We start from the raw sequence: 20966 nt of genomic DNA, 5'->3' as shown, positions 1-20966 counted from the left end.
TAGCTCTTAGTTACTTATTTTCTGAGAAAGGAGGATTAAGATACCATGAAAGATGAGATTTTATTTTCAATGACTGGTATTGAAAAAAGTTTTGGCAAGGTTCATGTATTAAAGAATACTCAATTTGAAGTCCGTAAGGGCGAAATTCATGCATTGATGGGTGAAAATGGTGCTGGCAAGTCTACCTTGATGAATATTCTAGCGGGACTATTAGATAAGGATGCTGGTGAAATTACTTTTGAAGGAAAACAGATAAGCAAAATGACACCAGATCTTGCATCCGAATTAGGAATTGCTTTTGTACATCAGGAATTAAACTTAGCAGAGGATTTATCAGTTGCAGAAAATGTCTTCATCGGACGTTTGCCGTATATCAATAAGTTTCTTGGGATAATTGATTTTAAAAAATTATATGAAGATACACAGTACTGGCTGAATATGGTTGGAGCTAAGGTGAAACCTACAGATCTTGTAAGCTCTCTTTCTACGGCAAATAAGCAGTTGATTGAAATTACAAAAGCTTTGAGCTTGAATGCTAAAGTAATTATTTTTGATGAACCAACAACGTCTCTTTCTGATAAAGATGTAGAAGTATTATTTATTATTATCCGTCGCCTAAAAGAGAAAGGCTTTTCGAGTATCTATATCTCTCACCGCATGAGAGAGATCTTTGAATTATGTGAACGGATTACAATCATGCGTGATGGAAATTACATTGCGACGGAGGAAGTAAAGAGTTTATCAGAAGACCAAATTATATCCATGCTTGTTGGTAGGGAAATAAAGGATTTATATCCCAAACAACCTACCGATATTGGACCTGTGCGCTTACATGTGAAAAACTTCACATGTAAGGCCGGGAAAGTAAATGATGTGAGCTTCGAAGCAAAGCGTGGAGAAGTAGTAGGATTTGCGGGGTTGGTTGGTAGTGGTAGAACTGAAACGATGCGATTGCTTTTTGGAGCTGATCGCCTAAAATCGGGAGAAATCACTATTGATAACCGTAAAGTAACCATAAAATCTCCAGTAGATGCAATTAAGAATGGGATTGGATTATTGACGGAGGATAGGAAGCACCAAGGGCTTTTCTTGGGACTATCAATTAAGGACAATATCACAATTACTAGCTTGAAACAATTCCTTCTCAATCAGAAGCAATTAGTCAAAATCACCAATGATTCCGTTGAAGAGGTGAATATAAAAGTTAGTGACATCGATAATCCAGTTTCTAGTTTATCAGGGGGAAATCAACAAAAAGTCGTACTGGCTAAATGGTTAAATGCGGATAATCAAATTTATATTTTTGATGAACCGACAAAAGGAATTGATGTAGGTGCAAAATCAGAAATCTATGCAATTATTAATCAGCTTGCTCTTCGAGGGAAAACCATTTTGATTGTTTCATCGGAAATTCCTGAATTATTGGGTACTTGCGATCGCATTCATGTCTTCCATGAAGGAAAGATAACCGGTGAGTTAATTGTTTCTGATTATAAGAATAGAAAAGATGAAGCACAAGAATTGATTATGAAATATGCAACTGGGAGTCAATGATAAATTTCTTATCCTAGGGAGTCGTTCATCAAATCATACTTACTATGAATGATAGGAGCAAAAACATGGAAAAAGCGGGAAAAAGAATAGACTTAAAATCCCTATTTATGAATTATTCAGTGTATATAGTTTTAATCGTTCTACTGGTATACTTTTCAATCGCAAATAGTGATTTTCTTAGTTCATACAATATTGAGAATTTCTTGCAACAAATACCACCTGTAGGAATCTTAACTGTTGCATATGCCATGATTCTGATTTGTGGTTATGTTGATTTATCGATTGGTTATGTAGCAATGGCCTCTGGTATGGTAGGTTTATATGCTGCTAATAGCGGGCTTCCAGCGCCTGTTGTGATCCTCCTTGCATTGATGACAGGTGCAATATTAGGAACGATGAATGCTTTGTTAATCAAAAAGTTCGACTTACCTTCATTTATTTTGACTTTAGGTTCATGCTATGTAATTAAAGGTATGCTTGGATTTTTCACGAACGAACAATTTATTGGTTCAGAAGCAGAGTGGTTAAGTGGATTAGCCAAAACACCTATTGGTACTGAAACTGTAAAAAGTAACACATTGATATTCATTGTGATAATCGTATTATTTGTCTTTATCATGAAAAAGACACGTCTTGGAAAAAATACATATGCTGTTGGTTCTAATCAGGAGGCAGCACGCCTATCTGGTATCAATACGGACCTTCATATTGTCAAGGTCTTCATTATTGAGGGTATTCTAGCAGCAATTGCCGGTCTATTGATTGTGTCTAATTTAGATGGCGGTGCTTCAAAAGATGCCAATGGTTTGGATTTATTCGCCATGGCAGCTGCGATAATGGGCGGTACATCATTTAGTGGCGGTATTGGTACTATTGGCGGAGCTGTAGCTGGGATCATGACTTTGCAGGTATTCAAAAACGGATTAACTCTTATGGGAGTGAATTCTTTCTTGCAGGATACGGTAACAGGTCTTGTAATCATCCTGGCAATCATCATAGATTACTTCAAACGCAAAGCAAGTCGCTGATCTTGTTTTGAGCAAAAGGGTAACAAATAAGAATTGGAGTTTATTTCTACTCAAATAGATAAGGTAAAGGAGATAGTCTATCATGTTGAAAAAAGGGAAAAAACTAGTTACTGGACTCACTATTGCAACATTGTTATTAGCTGGATGTGGGAAAGAAGAAAACACTGCGAGTGGAGCTGAGGATAAGTCCTTGTATTTTGTTCCTATCGTAGATACGGGTGCCTATTGGAATCCGATGAAAAAAGGAGCAGAGGATGCAGCGAAAGAATACGGTTACACATTAGTAACGAAAACCTCCCCATCCGCTGAGCCAAGTAAGAAAGAAAAACATATTGGATTTATTAAGGAAGCAACAGCAAAAGACGTTGCAGGTATTGCAGTTGCGCCTATTGAAAAGAAAGCATTTGTTTCTCCAATCAAAGCAGCAATGGATAAAGATATCCCTGTAATCACTTTTGATGCAGATTTAGAAAATGAGGCAGATCGTACAGCTTATGTTGGAACAGATAACGTATCTGCCGGTAAAGAATTAGGGGTTCAAGCAGCTACAGAAATGAAGGAAAAAGGGATTACAAGCGGTTCAATTGCAATTGTTTGTGTAGACGTGGCACAGCCGACGATGATTGACCGTGAAAAAGGGATAAAAGAAGGCTTTGAAGAAGTTTATGGAGCTGACGCGAAGAATTTCAAATTCTTAGCTACTATCCAGGATAATGACCAACCATCTGAATCTAAGAAGCAATTAGAAGGTTATATTTCTGCGAATAAAGATTTAGTAACTGTATTCTCACTTGGTTCTGAAGGTCCAGATGTAGGTGTTATGAGTGCAATTCAATCACAAGGAAAAGCTGGAAAAATTCTTCATTATGGATTTGACTATACTGATACTTGGTTAAAAGGTATTGAAGATGGCCGTATTACTGCTATTGTTGATCAGGATGCCTATCAAATTGGTTATCAAGTAATTGAAAACCTAGTAAAAGTAATCGATGGTGAAGAAATTGATTCTACAATTCCAATTGACGTTAAATATGTTAAAGCTGATGATTTGAAAGAATATGGAGAAGGAAAAAGTAAAGTAAAAACTAGCTCTACTGACGATGCAGAATAATAAGCATAGTTCGTCATTTGGAAGATAAATAGAATGAGAGATAAACAGACTGTTTATCTCTCATGTATTAGAATAATCGTTTAGAGGTGAAAAAATGGCATACGTCTTAGGGCTAGATTTAGGTACTAGTGCAATAAAGGGATTATTAGTAAACAAAGATGGAAATCTGGTTGCAGAAGCGACGGCAACATATCCATTGGATACCCCGCAAATAGGATTTAGTGAGCAAAATCCAAAGCATTGGATAGAAGCTGCCAATCATGTAATGCTTGAGCTTTTAGAAAAGGTTCCTGATATGAAAGAGTTGTTAGAGGGAATTAGCTTTTCTGGGCAAATGCACAGTTTGGTATTGTTAGATGAGAAAGATAAGCCACTACGTCCGGCCATTCTATGGAATGATGTTCGTACCACCGAACAATGTAAGGAAATTAAAGAAAAAGCAGGGGAACTGATTCTTTCCCATACTAAAAACATTGCATTAGAAGGGTTTACTTTGCCTAAGATCCTATGGGTTCAAAAGCATGAGCCGGAAATTTGGTCAAAAGTTAAACGCATACAGTTACCTAAAGACTATTTACGTTTCTGGTTAACTAATCAATATCATATGGACTTTTCAGATGCCGCTGGTACCTTGATGTTAAATCAGGATACAAAGGAATGGGATCATGATATTTTAAGCAGATTTGATATTCCAAAGTCAATTTTACCAGATGTCGTACCTTCAACTAAAGTCGTTGGTTTCTTGAAGCCCGAGCTGCAAGAATATTATGGTTTTTCTCGTGACGTCAAGATTATTACGGGTGGAGCAGATAATGCATGTGCTGCAGTTGGAGCTGGTATTTTGCAAGAGGGTATTGGTATGTGCTCTATTGGAACCAGTGGTGTTTTTCTCTCATATGAAGAAGATGCCAAAAAGAATTATCAAGGAAAATTGCATATGTTTCATCATGCTATGGATGATGCAAACTATTCAATGGGTGTCACCTTAGCTGCAGGAAATAGTTTAAACTGGTTTAAACAAAATTTTGCACCAAATCAATCATTTGGGGAACTTTTAGCTGATATTAATTCTGTGGCTATTGGCAGTGATGGGCTTCTTTTTGCTCCATATATTGTTGGTGAAAGAACACCGTATAGTGATAGTCAGATTCGCGGAAGCTTTATTGGAATCGATACACATCATCAATTAAAACATTTTGCAAGAAGTGTATTAGAAGGTATTACTTTCTCTTTGATGGACTCAAAAATAATCATGGAGGAAATTGCAGATAAGAAATTCGATCGTATTGTGTCAGTGGGCGGTGGAGCCAAAAATAATGACTGGTTACAAATGCAGGCGGATATTTTTGATACAGCCGTTGTTAACTTAACGACAGAACAAGGGCCAGGTTTAGGAGCTGTAATGCTGGCAGCAGTTGGCTGTGGCTGGTTCTCTGATTTAAATGATTGTGCAGCGCGTTTTGTTTCTTATAAAGAAGAAATCATACCTAAAGCAGAGAATGTAGAAAAATATAAAGAAGTTTATGCGCGTTATCGCAAAGTATATGAAGGAACAAAAGAGATTTGTCATAGTTACTTTGGCAAATAAGGTCTGAGGTATAACAAGTAAGATGAACTGGTTTAACGTTTGATGGGAATTGGAAGGAGATCTTATAAATGACAAACTTTGATTCGAAAGATTATTTAGCAAAAGTTGACGCGTGGTGGCGTGCTGCTAACTATATTTCAGTAGCACAAATGTATTTAAAAGATAACCCACTGCTTAGAGAATCAATTCAAGAAAAGGATATAAAAACCCACCCAATTGGGCATTGGGGGACAATTTCTGGTCAAAACTTTATTTATGCACATTTAAACCGTGTTATCAATAAATATGATTTAAATATGTTTTACATAGAAGGCCCCGGACATGGCGGTCAAGTGATGGTAGCGAATTCGTATATTGATGGCAGCTACACTGAAATATACCCGGAAATTACACAGGACGAAGCGGGTTTAAAAGAGTTATGTAAAATCTTCTCTTTTCCAGGAGGTATAGCATCACACGCAGCACCTGAAACACCTGGATCTATTCATGAAGGTGGAGAACTTGGATATTCATTAGCACATGCGACAGGTGCCATTTTAGATAATCCGGATGTAATTGCAGCAACTGTTATTGGTGATGGAGAAGCGGAAACAGGCCCGTTAGCAGCAGGCTGGTTTTCAAATGTATTTATTAATCCAGTCAATGATGGAGCTGTCTTGCCAATTCTTTACCTAAATGGCGGGAAAATTTCAAATCCGACTATCTTAGAGCGTAAATCAGATGAAGAGTTAGCGCAATACTTTAAAGGTTTAGGCTGGGATCCTATTTTTGTTTCTGGAACAGACCCGGAAGTAGTCCACCCATTAATGGCTGAGCAATTAGATAAAGCTATTGAGCAGATTAAAGCTATACAAACCGAAGCTCGCCAAGAAAAGGCTGAGGTAGCCCAACTCCCTAACTGGCCAGTTCTCATCGTTCGTACACCAAAGGGATGGACAGGCCCTAAAGAGTGGGATGGAGAACCAATTGAAGGCGGATTTCGTGCCCATCAAGTGCCAATTCCAGTAGACGCTCATCATATGCAGCACATTGATGCGTTGATTGATTGGTTGAAATCCTATCGTCCAGAAGAGTTATTTGATGAAAAAGGTGCAATTGTTGAGGAAATTCGTGAGATTTCACCAAAAGGCGATCGCAGAATGTCTGCTAATCCAATTACAAATGGCGGCATTGATCCAAAACCAATGAAGATTACGGATTGGAAGCAATATGCGATTGATACGACGAAACCTGGAGCAGTAGTCGCACAGGATATGGTGGAATTCGGCAATTTTGCAAGAGATCTAGTTCTGGCAAATCCAGATAATTTCCGGATATTTGGGCCTGATGAATCCAAATCGAATCGCTTAAACAAAGTTTTTGAAGTAACGAATCGTCAATGGTTAGAAGCCAAACATAATGATTATGATGAATGGATCGCTCCGGCTGGTCGTGTAATCGATTCACAGTTGTCTGAACATCAATGTGAAGGTTTCTTGGAAGGGTATGTTTTAACTGGGCGACATGGGTTCTTTGTAAGCTATGAGGCATTTTTGCGTGTAGTAGATTCAATGATTACCCAACATTTTAAATGGTTGCGTAAGGCTAAGGAACAATCATGGCGTAAGAACTATCCATCATTAAACTTGATTGCCACTTCAACTGTTTTCCAACAGGATCATAATGGTTATACACATCAAGATCCAGGATTGTTAACGCATTTAGCGGAAAAGAAACCGGAATTCATTCGAGAATATTTGCCAGCGGACACTAATACAATGATGGCTGTCATGGCAGAGGTTTTGAGTTCAGAAGAACTAATTAATCTGGTTGTTTGCTCAAAGCATCCACGTCCGCAATTCTATTCTGCCGAAGAAGCGGAAATTTTAGTGAAGGACGGCTTAAAAATAATTGACTGGGCATCCACTGAAATTGATGGTGAAGATCCAGATGTTATTATTGCAGCGGCAGGAACAGAGCCTAATTTAGAAGCCTTAGCTGCTGTTACAATACTAAATAAAGCATTCCCTGAACTTAAAATTCGTTTTATCAATATTGTAGATATTTTAAGATTACGCCATCCTGATATTGATCCAAGAGGTCTAACGGATGAAGAATTTGATCAGTATTTCACGAAAGATAAGCCTGTTATATTCTGTTACCATGGTTATGAAGGAATGATTCGTGATATTTTCTTTGATCGTCATAATCATAAACTATATATTCATGGTTATCGTGAAAATGGTGACATTACAACACCATTTGATATGCGTGTTTATTCTGAAATGGATCGTTTCCATGTTGCAAAAGATGCAGCTAATGCAGTATATGGTATGGGAGCAGCAGATTTCGCAAAACAAATGGATGAAACAATCAGCTTCCATCATAGCTACATTCGTGAGCATGGAGTAGATATTCCGGAAGTTATAAATTGGACTTGGGGATTAGAAAAAAAAACAGCTTATTAGAGCTTAATAAATGATTTCATAAAAACTCCCTTAGATTCAGCAACAATCTGAATCTAGGGGAGTTTTTTTGATTCATTGCTGACATTATCCTTTTTGTTCTTGCCAGTTATTCCTTCGTTAAAGCTTACAAATCAAGGATTGTTAGATGTTGATACATTTACGTTTGTGGATGTAAGTGTGTAAATTAAACGAAGAGGCCTCTCGAAAGTCTTCAATCATGCTTGAGAGGTCTGTTTCCACTTGTTTGTAGCTAAATGCGTATGAATCATTCACGTAAATTTGTTCAACAATCCATCGAATGCGGTATCTACATATGTAGTTAAGTTAGTGGGAAATTCTTTAATAATCGGGTCTTCTCCGGTATTGGCAGGATAGTAAGGTGTGCATTAATAGTACAGTCATAGATGCAAGGTTCTGGTAAATAAATTGTCCTGCTACATTGTGTTTAAACGCAATGGTACATCACCATACTGCTAAAGCTCGAATAGCTGGTCTTATCGTATTAAAGACGTGAGGTGACCTCAAAAAGTTAGAGTTATAATGAAGCAACTGGTTGGCTGGTATGAAGACGGTATTCAACCGGAATCATACCAACCAATTCTTGCTTGATGCGTTTTGTATTGTAATAGTTAATGTATTTGTTAATCTTATTCTTTAATTCTTCATAGGTACATAAAGGTTCTCCATAATACATCTCTTGTTTCAGTACGCCAAAAAAGTTTTCCGTCGGTGAATTGTCCAGGCAGTTGCCCATATGGGACATACTTTGGAATACTTGTCCATGAAGGTACTTCTGTACAACTTTGTATTTAAATGATTCGCTGTATTTAGTCAAAATAAAACACCCCTAAAGTTAGTTTTTTTAACTCTAACTTTAGGGGTGGACTTCAATGTGTCTTTCGACTTTACAAGGTTGCCCGGTTTTGCGCCAAATCGCCACAATACTGCCAGTTGTTCAGGGAAAGGAAGATGTATGCCATTGTAGAGAAGTATTTTTGCTAATGAAAATATATTAATGAACTATAGGATAGAACGAATTGAATTGAAATTATTTGATAAAATATTCAGAGAAATATTACTATAATTATATAATATATTAGTATGATTTATACTGTGTTGCTTAATTCATAGGTGCTCCATGCGCCATGCTATTACACCATATGGCATTAGGAGCATATTAATTACTTGGGGCAAATTCAGAACAAGGAGGTGGACATTATGCAGGAGAGATTTCCGGGTATCGTGTGGTTTTGCGATCGCTGCAATGCTTGCCTGAGCGAGCAGCCGGGTTTTGATGACCATCACTATGTTTGGAAATGTACAGAGTGTGGTCATAAGAATAGCATTTCTTCGGATACAATCTATGAATCTAAGGATGATTTCAGAAATTATGACGGTTAAGTACAATTGGCTTGGGATTTCTTGAGTAGACTGCTTTATAAATATAAAGGAGGGTAAGCAATGGCTAATTTAAAATTTCCAAGAAGTGGACGATTTGTTCCATTCGGTGTACTTAATAATGAATCTGATAAATCTAAAGAATTAGGCGAGTATGATGGTATCAATGATATTGAAGATATAGACGATATTGAAGAATTAGATGAGTCATTAAGTGTTTACGAAGCAGCGGAGATATGGGCTTCTCACGGGAAAGATGAAGATTATATGTTTGGTTATACTGAAGAAGAATTGGAAGATGCTCTTTAAAATACAGCACCCTGCTAGCTTTATATAGTTAGCGGGGTGTTAGGCATCTTAGGGGTTTGCATTCCATTCTTGTAGGGGAACTACATATCCTATTTTGAATAAATCGATACATAATAAGCAACCGGCCTATACTAATGATTTTTTATAAATGGCCAAAAAGAAATTGATGGGACTTCATACACATTGGTTCCAGGTCTAATTGATTCACATGTCCACATTGAATCTAGTATCCTCGGTGAAATGCGTGACAAGTCCGGGGAAATTCGGAGGAAAAGGGTTTATGGCCTGGACATACTCGGGCTATGCCTGGCCTATCCCTGATCAAAGGAAGGTCAAATGCTATTCAAGTCCATATGAAGTATGAATCAAACTCCTTCATCCCTATCCATAAAATACAAATCACATTGCCCCCCTCTTATTAGGGATATTTCGTTTTTTTGTCAATCTTATGCATGTATTCTTCTGTAATATTCGTGTTTGTTGTATTAATAGCGAATATTAATCGTTATTTTTTAAAAATCGTACGGATTTTTTATTGACGAACTTACCTCTTGTTGATATGATTGGTTTGTACTGATTAATGTTATTTTAATATAATATAAAGGCTATGACTTAAATATTTCTGCTGGGGCATTATGAATAGTGTAAATAGATTTTTTCAGTTGGAATTGGATATGTTCTATAGCCAGAAGAAAAAATTAATAGTAAAGATGATATAGGAGGATAATATCTTGAAGCGAAATGCAAAGAAATTGGTTATGTTAGTATGTATTGCCCTACTGACTTTTGCTATGGCAGCATGCGGGAAAAGTGAAGATAAAGAATCCGGAAGTAATAAAGATGGGTTAAAAATTGCGATTGTAACAAGCCTAACTGGTGTTGACGATGGCAACTTTAACGAAAATAACTACAATGGTATTTTAAAATTCATCGAAAACCATCCAACAGCTACTGTAAAAGCTATTAAAGAAGAAACGGGTGATCCTGCTGCGGGAGTACAAGCCGTTGCTGATATCGTGGCAGATTATGACGTGATTGTAACACCTGGCTTCCAATTTGCTGGAGTTTCCAGTGTTGCTTTAGAAAATCCTGATAAGAAATTTATTTTAATTGATTCTGAGCCTACACCTGTAGGTGACCAAAAAACGTTCGATAATATTTACTCTATGACTTTTGCCGAACAAGAAGGTGGCTTTTTTGCCGGAATGGCAGCAGCACTTGAAACAAAATCAAATAAAGTTGCAGTCGTAAATGGAATTGCTTATCCATCAAATGTAAACTATCAATTTGGTTTTGAATCTGGCGTAGAGTTTGTTAATAAAAAGTATGAAAAAAATGTTGAGGTTGTTGAGTTATCTGGATATGCAGGAACTGATGTCAACGGAGTGGATGTTGGCGGTAACTATGCAGGATCTTTTGGAGATGAAGCAACAGGAAAAGTAATTGGTAATGCATTGATTAAAAAAGGTGTAGACCAAATCTTTGTTGCAGCAGGTGGAACGGGTAACGGTGTGTTCACTGCTGTTAAGGAAGCGAAAGGCGATGTTAAAGTAATTGGTTGTGACGTTGACCAATTTGATGATGGTGTAAATGGTTCTGAGAACATTGTATTAACATCTGCAGCTAAATTTATGGGCATGAACGTTGAAAAGCAATTGAATGCAATTGTTGACGGAAGCTTTAAAAGCGGAAACGTAGTTCTTCATGCAGATTCAAATTCTACTGGATTTATAAAAGAAGAAGGACGTCACCAATTATCAGAAGATACCCTTACGAAAATGAATGAAGCGTACGAGTTAGTGAAAGAAGGCAAAATCGTGCCGGCATCTAACTTTAATGGTTATACGCCAGAAAAATTCCCAGGGTTGTAATATTCATTAGAAAAGCATGATGGAATAATCGTTAGAAGTTTATCCCTTCCTGATTTACTGGATCAGGGGGAGGGTGAACTTCTAATTTTTTCCTTTCCATTTAATGTGATAAAGGAGCAGAAAGATGTCTGATTATATTGTAGAGATGAAACATATAACCAAACGATTTCCTGGAATAGTAGCGAATGATGATGTATCCATTGGCATAAAAAAGGGAGAAATCTTTGCTTTACTTGGAGAAAATGGTGCTGGTAAATCAACGTTGATGAGTATGCTGGGTGGCATGTATGAACCGGATGAAGGCGAAATCTATATCCGGGGTGAGAAAGTGAATATCAGCTCACCTAACCATGCGGCGAAGCTCAATATAGGGATGGTCCATCAGCATTTTAAACTGGTATCAGATTATACGATTACAGAGAATATTATTTTGGGAATCGAGCCAATCAGAAAATTTGCAGGTCTCTTTCCATATGTGGATATTCGAAATGCCAATCGAAAAATTGAAGAGCTATCCAAGAGCTTTGGATTAGAAGTGGATCCTACGAAAAAAATAGCTGATTTAAATGTTTCCATGCAACAGCGTGTGGAAATTTTAAAGGTGCTTTATCGGGAAGCAGACATCCTTATTTTTGATGAACCGACTGCAGTCTTAACACCGCAGGAAATTGAATTCTTGCTGGATATAATCAAAGGACTGCGAGACGGTGGGAAAACGATCATATTAATTACACATAAGCTGGAAGAAATTAAGAAGGTCGCCGATCGATGCGCCGTATTGAATAAAGGCAGATTAATTGATGTTTTGGATGTAAAGACAACCTCCGTTAATCATATGGCCCAATTAATGGTAGGGCGAGAGGTAAACTTTGAAGCGGAGAAAGAGCCAGCTCAATTTAAAGACGAAGTATTGAAGGTAGAAAACCTAACCGTTAAGAATGAAGATGGGTTTGAAGTAGTGAAAGATGTTTCCTTTACCATTCGCAGCGGTGAAATCTTTGCCATTGCAGGAGTTGCAGATAATGGACAGGTTGAAATAGCGGATGCAATAGCTGGACTAACAAAGGTCAGCAGCGGAAATATACATCTTAATGGCAAGGATATTACGAATGAAACGATAAGAAGCAGAACAGAAGCTGGTATATCGTATATACCTGAAGATAGACAAAGCTTTGGACTGTTTTTGGATTTCGATTTAGCTACTAATCTAGCATTAAAGCAGTACTATAAGGAGCCTTTTTCTAGTAAGTGGATGCTAAATAAAGAGGAATTCGAGCGATCTGGCAGTGAGTTGATTGATAAATATGATATTAGAAGCGGACAAGGCGTCAAAACGCAAGTTCGTTCGATGAGCGGTGGTAATCAGCAAAAAGCCATTATTGCCCGAGAAATCGAATTGCAATCACCTCTTATGATTTTTGTTCAACCAACACGGGGAGTAGATATTGGCGCAATCGAAAATATCCATAAGATGATCATTCAGGAACGTGATCGTGGAAAAGCGATTCTCCTTATATCATTGGAGCTAGATGAAATTATGAATGTAGCAGATACGATAGGAGTTATCTATAATGGCCAACTTCAAAAGATTGCTAGCAGAGAGTCATTAACGACCAATGAAGTCGGTGAATATATGATGGGGGCAAAGCATGAGTAAAGATAGAAAAAGTAATAAGTTACGTAGTAGTCTTATTCGGCTGATAAATAATGAGAAGTGGCAATCGATCTCCATTCCACTAGTCGCCATAATCATGAGTTTTATTGCGGCAGCTATTGTCATACTTTTAATGGGTAAAAATCCTTTGCAGGCGTTTTACAACTTATTTCAAGGGGCAGGAATTTTACCGAAGCCATTTTATGCTGGCTATAAAAGCATGCTGACTGATTTCATGAGTTTGCTGAATGCGATGACGCCGCTTTTATTTGCAAGCTTGGCAGTTGCTGTCGCATTTAGAGCGGGTCTATTTAATATTGGGGTTGCCGGTCAAATGCTCGTCTCTGGTTTTTTTGCGACGATTATTGTCGGCTACAGTGGCTTGGATGCGGTGATCGCAAAGCCGCTTGTTTTACTGATTGGTATAGTCACCGGGGGACTAATGGGAGGATTAGTTGGGTGGCTCAAATATAAATTTAACATCAATGAAGTCGTATCTACGATTATGTTGAATTATATTGCTCAATATGTTATCAGCTTTTTTATTCAAATGTATTATATTGATCCAGTCTCAAGGCAATCTAAATATATTTCTGAAGCAGCAAGATTAACATTGGCGAATGTTGAAATAGGAAATCTGAAAATGGATATTCCGTTAGGCTTTGTTTTGGCCATCATTACCGCTATTCTAATAAAGATTCTCATGGACAAAACGGTTGTTGGATTTGATATTAAAGCGGTAGGCTCCAATCGTAATGCTGCAAAATATGCGGGAATTAATGTGGGAAGAAATACAGTCCTGGCAATGGTTATATCGGGTAGTTTGGCTGGACTTGCAGGTGTCACATATTATTTAGGTTATTACGCTTCTATACAACCAAAGGTATTATCAGACATCGGCTTTGATTCCATTGCTGTAGCCCTATTAGGAAACTCTCATCCAATTGGTGTTATTTTTTCTTCCTCACTCATATCAATCATTGATCAGGGAAGCACATATATGAGTTCACAGGCAGGAATCAGACAAGAAATTTCTTCTGTGATCATCGGGTTGATCCTATTGTTTAGTGCATGTGGTGTATATCTGAAGTATAAAATTAGCCGCATGAATGAAAAAGCAGCGGAACGAAAGGAGAGTAAATCATAATGGATACAGTACTTATTGATGGTCTATCCTTTGCTTTGCCTCTTTTTATTATAGCAATTGGCGGTATATACAGTGAAAAGAGTGGTATTACCAACTTAGCACTTGAAGGATTTCAAGGTTTTGGGGCATTCATCGGGGCGCTGTCAGCTGTATTAATCGCAAATGCCTTTGGTACAGATATTCAAGATTTGTTTTACGTAGCGTTACTATTTGCCATGATCGGCGGAATGGTTTTCGCAGTTATTCACGCTGTACTATGCATTAAGTTTAAGGCAAACCAAGTTATCAGTGGTGTCGTCATTAATATACTGGCGTTGGCTTTAACAACATTCTTAACGACACAGATCAATGCGCTTGTCTTCGGAACTGCTTCGGACAAGTTCCAGTTAGGTGTCATGGAGCGGTTTACTATTGCTGGTTTAGCCGATATACCAGTAATAGGTGCAATCTTTACGAATGTGTATCCGTTTGAAGTAATTATCATCGCGATTGCCATTTTTGCTTGGTATCTTTTATATAAAACAAAGTTCGGCATGCGCTTAAGAGCGTGTGGGGAAAATCCTCATTCCGTTGATGCAGCAGGTGTAGATGTTGCGAAACTCAGGTTTACAGCAGTCTTAATATCAGGTCTATTATCTGGTCTGGGCGGCATGTGTTTTGCCTATTCCATTTCAGCTAACTTTTCTTCCAGCATTTATATGGGATATGGGTTCTTAGCCATTGCCGCATTAATTTTCGGTAATTGGAAGATTGTCCCGACGCTAGCTGCGTGTCTTTTGTTTGGTTTTGCGAAATCTGGTGGAGCTTTTATTGCTCAATCAATGGCATTGCCAAGCAGTTATACTGATTTATTTATGATATTGCCGTATGTATTAACATTATTGTTATTAATCTTCTTTTCTAAATCAAACCGTGCTCCGAAAGCGTTAGGTGAGATTTATGACAAAGGAAAGAGATAAATAAATTTACTAAGCAGTTTCCATGGGCTAACATGTTAAATTTGGTTGACGCAACGTGTGAGTATCGATAAATTACGGTCTAAGATAATGCACACTCTTATCGTGCGTCGACATAAGGTGGAAATATACCTAGTGTGTGGACATACAGTCCACATGTGGATAGTGTAGCAAAGCTTATAATGAAAAAGGCAGCAGCCCTCATTGGGGCGCTGCCTTTTTAGGTTTCTTACAATGAATTTACAAAGCTGGATTTAATGTGAATTGTCTTATCTGATTGTCAGGTTACCTACCAAATGCTATCCCAAGAGGATTGCAACTTTCGCAATAGAACAATTTGGCCGATATGATACGAATCGTGCATCATGATATTGCTGAGTAAACGCTCAATAGAGTACCTGTTAGCTGCATATAAAGTTTTTAGCTTTTCATCCTCAAGGTCCGCAATGACCGTTTTTAATTTATTCATGACTTCATTAAGGCGCTGCACTGTCTGGATCCATCTGATTTCGTCTTCTGGATTCCCTGGATTTCCGAAGGTTTCTTCATTGTTTTCTGGCTTATGCGGATTCTCGGTTCCCTTAATTCGATGAATTACATCTTCATTCCAAAATATCAAGTGGTTGACAATTTGCCAAATCGAATTGCTGTTTTCCGAACTTCTCCATGCTGCTTCAGCTGCGGTAACTCCATGTAGTGCCTGATTCATGGAAGCAAACCATTCATTCTCATAGCAATGCATGTCGAGTTGTTCTAAAAACAATTTCGTTACGACTTGCATACTACCAATCTCCTCCCTGTTTAGGGTAATTTAAAGTCAAAAGCTGACTATAATAATAATCCTATAATCTATTTAGCAAAAAGCCACTCATACGCATAAAATAACCATCATTTTGGACTGTTGGCTTTATAAGGACGGATAAATTCTCAATAAAATGCTCTATACATTTATATTGAGAATACAACCAAACTATAATACTCTGACTTTATTCGGCGCATCCAGCATGTATTCCTTCCACATAACAAATAAAGTTCTTATATATGGGATAGGTAGGCTATGCTTAACAAATTCCTCATAAACCTACGATTATTCCTGGTGATAAAAGCTATTGATCCCATACCAGGAAGTTTAAGATTAAAATAATAAGGTAAATGCTTCTTTTCACAAAAATAAATTTAGTAAAAATATTTTCATTGACTATCACTGCATGCGTTGTTAGAATGCAAAAAAGGTTTACGAAATAAAAACAACTAAATTATAAAAATAAACTCGTATAATCTTGGAAATATGGTCCAAGAGTTTCTACAAACTAACCACTTTAATTAGTTCGTCTACGGGAATAGATACGTACAGAATGTATAGTAAACTGCTATATTTTATTTATACATCCTTCTACTTTCTTATTTTTCCCGCCGAGCAAAAAATGAGGAGGAATAAGATGAAAACCCCAAAACAAATCAAATCCCAAATACTAGCGGCAAGAAATATCAGTTTACCTGAGTTAGTTATTAAAAATGTTCAATTAGTAAATGTGTTTACGGATGAAATGGAGCGTGCAGATGTTGCCATTCATAATGGTAAGTTCGTAGGTATCGGCCACTATAATGGTAAAAAGGAAATCGATGGCACTCCATATACAATGGTTCCGGGTTTAATTGATTCACACGTCCACATCGAATCTAGTATGCTTTCTCCTTCTCAATTTCAAAAAGCTGTTTTACCGCGAGGGATTACAACTATTATCACAGATCCTCATGAAATAGCTAATGTCCAAGGATTAAAAGGAATAGAATGGATGTTGCAGGACAGTGAAAACTGTCTATTGAATTATCGCTATCAACTGCCGTCCTGTGTCCCGGCAACTTCCTTTGAGGACAATGGAGGGACTCTGACGGCTGAGGATCTTGCGCCGTTTTATAATCATAAGCTTGTGCTTGGCTTGGCGGAAGTGATGGATTTCCCTGCAGTATTATCTGGTCAGGAAGATATAATGGCAAAGCTGTCAGGGGCAATGATCAACAATGTTCCGATTGACGGACATGGTGCCGGTTTAAGCGGAAAAGATATTAATGCCTATTTGACAGCGGGTATTACAACGGATCACGAATGCGTAAAACCAGAGGAAATGATTGAACGCGTCAGACGAGGTATGTATGTGATGCTTCGCGAAGGCTCTGCTGCCCGCAATCTTCATGATTTGTTAGCCGGCTATAGTAAAGAGCTTTCACATCGTTTAATGTTTTGTACAGATGATAAGCATATAGATGATCTATTGGAAGAGGGAAGCATTGATTATCATGTACGTGAATGCTTAAAGGCTGGAATCGATGTATATTCTATTATGAGAATGGCATCTCTTAATGCATCTCAATGCTATAATCTAAAAGGAAAAGGGGCAATTGCGCCTGGCTATGATGCTGATTTTATTTTATTGAATGCCATTGAAGGCTTTGATATACATTCTGTTTGGGTAAACGGAATCCGTTACGAAGAAGATAACGAACAAGAGAAAGAAGCGTCTTTTGAAAATACCGTTATATTGGGAAGCTACTCAAAAGAGCTTTTGCGTCTGTCATTGACTACTGATATAGCGAGGGTAATTGAAATTATTCCTAATTCGATTGTGACGAAAAAAGCGCAATACAAGGTACCGGTTGTCAATGGCCTGTTTGTGCCAAGTGAAGAAGAGGATTTCGTGAAAATGGCTGTAGTCGAAAGACATAAAGGTACAGGAAGTGTAGGAGTCGGTATTGTAAAGGGCTTCCGTCTGCAAAAAGGAGCTATTGCTACAACGATTGCTCATGATTCGCATAATATTATCTGCATCGGAAAGAATGATGAAGATATGGATGTCGCAATCAGGGAGCTTGAGAAAATTGGCGGAGGTATTTCAATTGCTTGCAATGGAGAGACAATCGCTTCATTATCATTGCCTGTGGCAGGATTAATGACAACTATCTCACCTGAAGAATTAAATAAGCAATACAGCCAGTTGCTGATTGCACTGTCATCACTTGGAATTACGGATGAATTCTCACCTTTACTAACATTATCCTTTTTGGCCTTGCCAGTTATTCCTTCGTTAAAGCTTACGAATCAAGGATTGTTTGATGTTGATACATTTACGTTTGTAGATGTAAGTGTATAAATTAATCAGAGGGGCCTCTCTAAAGTCATCAATGATTTTTGAGAGGCCCTTCTTTGTTTGTGCTAGTGCGTATGAATCCTCCCCAGTAAATTTGTTTAAAAATATCCATTGGATGGAGCACCTGTATGTATAACTAATTCAGTGAAAAAGTGTCGCAAAGCTTATTGAAATGAGGCAGTATCCCTGCGTAATAAGGGCGCTACCTTTTTATATTTGAGAATGCAGTGATTATTGGATAACTTTATAAGGTGGATTCGACAAACCTAGTGTAAGCACATACCCTTCTGCAGCATCAATCAATAATGTAATAAAAGTCTTTTTGTTTTCCATCTTGTAATATCTCCTTTGTATACTTCATTTGATAGTTTTATCTTACCTATTTGATGTTTGTGAATTGCAAAAGAAATGTTTACTAAATGTTAAAATGAAAAAATATTATCTATATATAAAAGAATCCTATAAACGATTACCGTTTATAGGATGTTCTACTTCCCTTATGAAATCTATTTTAATAATTCCTCGCTTAAAGACAGTATCTTTGGTGCTAGTTTCTCTCGTTTTCTTTTTGTTATTTTCACATATATGGGATAGGCAACGCTTATTAGCACAAGTCCTAAAAAACCTATGATTATTCCTGGTATTAAAAGCTGTTCACCCCATACTAGACAGCAGCTCATACCTATTCCAAACAATAATGTTCCTATAAGGCCTGACATAATGGCCAAGATTGTTCCTGGTCTTTCTGCACTTTTATCCAAATTTCGTAACTGTTCGAATGGATCATCTTCCTTTTTCATATATTTCTTTTTAATAGCTTCTATTTCTGCCTGCCTTTTTGCAGAATATATATACTCAAATTTACTATTTTCCATCATTGTCCTCCATTTCTGATTTATATTTACGCATAAGACAATATTTCTATAATTTTATTTGATGACGCTCTCCCTTAAGTAGACAGTAAACGTACTTCCTTCTCCTAATGTACTTTGTACATGAATATCGCCACCAACTATATCAATCACTTTCTTTACCAAAGCTAGTCCCAAACCGTTTCCCTGCACAGCATGGGAAGTATCCCCCTGATAAAATTTTTCGAAAATATGCTTCCCTGTTTCCGGGCTAATGCCACAACCGCTGTCGCTGACTTCTACAAATGCGGTAAGTCCTTCTTTTTTCACCTTAACACCAACAGCTCCGCCATTATCTGTAAACTTTATCGCATTTGAAAACAGATTGTTCCATACTAGACTTAACAGTTCGGCATCTTCGTGTATGAAAATATCTTCCTCTAGATCGGTTTCAATATTAATGTTCTTACTTGCCCATGACTGTTCATATAGAAGTAAACATTCGCGAATCTGTTCTGTTAAATTATAGTATTTTCTCTCAGGAAAGATTTGTTGATTTTCCAGGCGATTTAATTTCAATATATTTGTAATCAGACCAGATAATCTTCTTGTCTGCTCGGTAATGGCCTTTGCATATTCTACCTTCTGTTTTTCTGAAAGGGAATGTCCCTGAAGCAGTGTTCCATAATTTTGGATAGCCGCAAGGGGAGTCTTAATTTCATGAGAGACATTTGAAATGAAATCTGTTCGGAGAGTTTCTACTCCAGACAACTCTACAGCCAGCTCATTAATCCCTTTGATAATTGCATCGAATTCATTGCTACTTTTTTCATTTCTAATATAGGGAATCTGTGTCTTGAAATTGCCGGACATTATTTCATCCAGACCTGCCTGAATCCGTGCTATTGGTTTTCTTACCATCAAGGTACGGCGAATTTCATCAATCATACTGAAAATAAATGTGAGAATGATAACGTTTAAGAAGGTAATGGGAACAGCAGCTTTCATTTCTTCCGTCGTCAAATCAACCCAATGTAAAAACAGTACCAGATTGCAGGTAACTACAAATGCCATCAGTATAAAAAATATTAGGAATCTCCCAAAATTAAATAAAAACTTTTTCCTATTTCGTTCATCTGTTGTAATTTTCATTTGAGTACCGTTTTATATCCTAATCCATGCACGGTGACAATTTCAAAATCCTTGCACGCAGAAAACTTATCTCTCAATTTTGTAATATAAACATCCACTACACGTGGTCCGGACTGGGATTCGGCATCCCAGAACTCATCCATCAATTGAGTTCTTGTAAATGTTTTCTTTGGGTATGACAACAGCTTATACAATAACTTGAATTCTCTTACTGTCAGATTGATTTCTTCCTCGTTCAAATAAGCTGTATGCTCTTCGATATCAAGCCTCAGCTGGCCAATTTCGATTTTTTTATTGGATGCAATTTTTGCCCTGCGGAGCAATGCTTCCAGTCGAAGGAGTAATTCATCCAAATCTACAGGTTTAACCATGTAATCATCCACACCGGCATGGAATCCTTTTCTTTTTGATTCGAGATCTTCCTTTGCTGTCATAAATAACATAGGGATATCATTGTTCAATTCCCTAACAGACTTAGCAAATTCAAATCCATCAATCCCCGGCATCATTATGTCAGAAATAATTAAATCAAATATATGGTCAGTCATCGCATCATAGGCATCATTGACATTTTGAACACCTTTAGCTTGATAGCCGTTTAGGTTCAAATAAGTACAGACTGTCTGATTTAAATTTTCATTATCTTCTACTACTAATATTTGAAACATATGTATTCTCCTCGTTGTATTTTTGACATTATAGCATGTGATTGTTTACGAAATGTTAACGTATTATTAAAACGTCTAATAGATAA

The 20966-nt window shown here is 37.4% G+C and carries 17 protein-coding genes, 1 pseudogene and 1 riboswitch; of the genes and pseudogenes, 13 read left to right on the top strand and 5 right to left on the bottom strand.

Annotated features, from left to right (window positions below; translation table 11 throughout):
• Positions 1-45: 45 nt before the first annotated feature.
• The 6 genes and pseudogenes from FHY47_RS16345 to FHY47_RS16320 form a co-directional block, all read left to right on the top strand.
• Positions 46-1554 carry a sugar ABC transporter ATP-binding protein gene (locus FHY47_RS16345; RefSeq protein ID WP_066108411.1) on the top strand — a complete coding sequence of 503 codons (1509 nt, stop codon included), beginning with the start codon at positions 46-48 and terminating at the stop codon, positions 1552-1554.
• Positions 1555-1598: 44 nt separating this feature from the next.
• Positions 1599-2582: an ABC transporter permease gene (locus FHY47_RS16340; protein ID WP_066108408.1), complete on the top strand. Its 984-nt coding sequence runs from the start codon at positions 1599-1601 to the stop codon at positions 2580-2582.
• Between the two features lie 82 nt (positions 2583-2664).
• Positions 2665-3693: a sugar ABC transporter substrate-binding protein gene (locus FHY47_RS16335; protein ID WP_066108405.1), complete on the top strand. Its 1029-nt coding sequence runs from the start codon at positions 2665-2667 to the stop codon at positions 3691-3693.
• Between the two features lie 94 nt (positions 3694-3787).
• Positions 3788-5281: a xylulokinase gene (gene xylB / locus FHY47_RS16330; protein WP_066108401.1), complete on the top strand. Its 1494-nt coding sequence runs from the start codon at positions 3788-3790 to the stop codon at positions 5279-5281.
• A 68-nt stretch (positions 5282-5349) separates the two neighbouring features.
• Positions 5350-7728, top strand: coding sequence for a phosphoketolase family protein (locus FHY47_RS16325; RefSeq protein WP_066108398.1), 2379 nt, complete (start codon positions 5350-5352; stop codon positions 7726-7728).
• 66 nt (positions 7729-7794) lie between these two features.
• Positions 7795-7911, top strand: a pseudogene (locus FHY47_RS16320) (adenine deaminase C-terminal domain-containing protein); the annotation flags it as partial.
• Between the two features lie 352 nt (positions 7912-8263).
• Here the strand turns inward: FHY47_RS16320 and FHY47_RS16315 are convergent.
• The gene (locus tag FHY47_RS16315) at positions 8264-8563 is read right to left on the bottom strand and encodes an IS3 family transposase (RefSeq protein WP_066108397.1); all 300 of its coding nucleotides are present in this window, start codon (positions 8561-8563) and stop codon (positions 8264-8266) included.
• Between the two features lie 383 nt (positions 8564-8946).
• Between FHY47_RS16315 and FHY47_RS16310 the strand changes: the two genes are divergently transcribed.
• From FHY47_RS16310 to FHY47_RS16285, 6 genes are all read left to right on the top strand, one after another.
• Positions 8947-9129: a Sec23/Sec24 zinc finger-containing protein gene (locus tag FHY47_RS16310; RefSeq protein WP_066108395.1), complete on the top strand. Its 183-nt coding sequence runs from the start codon at positions 8947-8949 to the stop codon at positions 9127-9129.
• Between the two features lie 60 nt (positions 9130-9189).
• A complete protein-coding gene (locus FHY47_RS16305; protein ID WP_066108394.1) occupies positions 9190-9435 on the top strand; it encodes a hypothetical protein in 246 nt (81 codons plus the stop codon).
• 731 nt (positions 9436-10166) lie between these two features.
• Positions 10167-11306 carry a BMP family lipoprotein gene (locus FHY47_RS16300; RefSeq protein ID WP_217491086.1) on the top strand — a complete coding sequence of 380 codons (1140 nt, stop codon included), beginning with the start codon at positions 10167-10169 and terminating at the stop codon, positions 11304-11306.
• Positions 11307-11430: 124 nt separating this feature from the next.
• Entirely contained in the window at positions 11431-12963 is a 1533-nt protein-coding gene (locus tag FHY47_RS16295; protein ID WP_066108391.1) for an ABC transporter ATP-binding protein, read from the top strand.
• Positions 12956-14107, top strand: a complete 1152-nt coding sequence (locus tag FHY47_RS16290) for an ABC transporter permease (protein ID WP_139892748.1) — start codon at positions 12956-12958, stop codon at positions 14105-14107. Before FHY47_RS16295 ends, FHY47_RS16290 begins: the two co-directional genes overlap by 8 nt.
• A complete protein-coding gene (locus FHY47_RS16285; protein ID WP_139892747.1) occupies positions 14107-15066 on the top strand; it encodes an ABC transporter permease in 960 nt (319 codons plus the stop codon). The genes FHY47_RS16290 and FHY47_RS16285 overlap by 1 nt, the downstream gene beginning before the upstream one ends.
• 286 nt (positions 15067-15352) lie before the next feature.
• Here FHY47_RS16285 and FHY47_RS16280 read toward each other — a convergent pair whose 3' ends face one another.
• Positions 15353-15844: a DinB family protein gene (locus FHY47_RS16280; RefSeq protein ID WP_148631119.1), complete on the bottom strand. Its 492-nt coding sequence runs from the start codon at positions 15842-15844 to the stop codon at positions 15353-15355.
• Positions 15845-16313: 469 nt separating this feature from the next.
• Positions 16314-16418, top strand: a riboswitch (purine riboswitch).
• An 84-nt stretch (positions 16419-16502) separates the two neighbouring features.
• On the opposite strand from FHY47_RS16280, the gene ade reads away from it, so the two are divergent.
• Positions 16503-18212 carry an adenine deaminase gene (gene ade, locus FHY47_RS16275; RefSeq protein WP_066108381.1) on the top strand — a complete coding sequence of 570 codons (1710 nt, stop codon included), beginning with the start codon at positions 16503-16505 and terminating at the stop codon, positions 18210-18212.
• Between the two features lie 503 nt (positions 18213-18715).
• On the opposite strand, the gene FHY47_RS16270 is transcribed toward ade, so the two are convergent.
• From FHY47_RS16270 to FHY47_RS16260, 3 genes are all read right to left on the bottom strand, one after another.
• The gene (locus tag FHY47_RS16270; protein ID WP_139892769.1) at positions 18716-19084 is read right to left on the bottom strand and encodes a hypothetical protein; all 369 of its coding nucleotides are present in this window, start codon (positions 19082-19084) and stop codon (positions 18716-18718) included.
• A gap of 54 nt (positions 19085-19138) precedes the next feature.
• Positions 19139-20134, bottom strand: coding sequence for a HAMP domain-containing sensor histidine kinase (locus FHY47_RS16265; protein ID WP_222861906.1), 996 nt, complete (start codon positions 20132-20134; stop codon positions 19139-19141).
• Positions 20135-20208: 74 nt separating this feature from the next.
• A complete protein-coding gene (locus FHY47_RS16260; protein ID WP_139892744.1) occupies positions 20209-20880 on the bottom strand; it encodes a response regulator transcription factor in 672 nt (223 codons plus the stop codon).
• Between the last annotated feature and the right edge of the window lie 86 nt (positions 20881-20966).

The organism is Bacillus sp. E214 (assembly GCF_008087365.1).
GTDB lineage: Bacteria > Bacillota > Bacilli > Bacillales > Pradoshiaceae > Pradoshia.
This window is presented reverse-complemented; position numbering and strand designations above follow the sequence as displayed.